At 42.9% G+C, this 462-nt stretch carries 1 protein-coding gene; it reads right to left on the bottom strand.

What is annotated here, in order from left to right:
• The coding region (locus tag C6366_RS21000) for a triple tyrosine motif-containing protein (protein WP_199221596.1) at nucleotides 1–437 on the bottom strand (437 nt) is incomplete at its 3' end.
• Nucleotides 438–462: the final 25 nt, after the last annotated feature.

The following is a 462-nucleotide window of genomic DNA, read 5'->3' as shown; positions in this document are numbered from 1 at the left end:
TGCAACTCCCGTATCAGACTAATATAATACTTTAATGAGAGATAGAAACCGCTCAACAAAAAGGTGGTAACAATCAACAAAAACCACCATGTTTCCCAAAATGGAGGCAGTTTATGAATGGTAATCAACCGCTCATCGATAATATTCAACATTGAGTTGTCATACATCCTGATGCGCAGCACATAATTGCCTGTTGGCAGGTTGGTATAATTCAGGATGCGGGTATTGGTGGGCTGGCTCCACTCGGTGTCAAGCCCTTCGAGTAACCATGAAAACTTGGCACCATAAGGCATTCTCAATGGAAGCACCTCCAATGAGATGGTGTTCTGAACATGGGTAAGTTTCAATCTCTCGATTTGGTCGATTGGTGTATCTAACTCGCCATGTACTTCAGAACGCAGAGACTGCCCTAGCACATTGATATCCTGAAAGAACATTTTTCCATCCACATGCTTTTGAACC

Origin of the sequence: Desulfonatronum sp. SC1 (assembly GCF_003046795.1) — a bacterium.
In the GTDB taxonomy this organism is placed as follows: domain Bacteria; phylum Desulfobacterota; class Desulfovibrionia; order Desulfovibrionales; family Desulfonatronaceae; genus Desulfonatronum.
The sequence above is the reverse complement of the archived record's forward strand: the minus strand, read 5'-3'. Positions and strand labels throughout refer to the sequence as shown.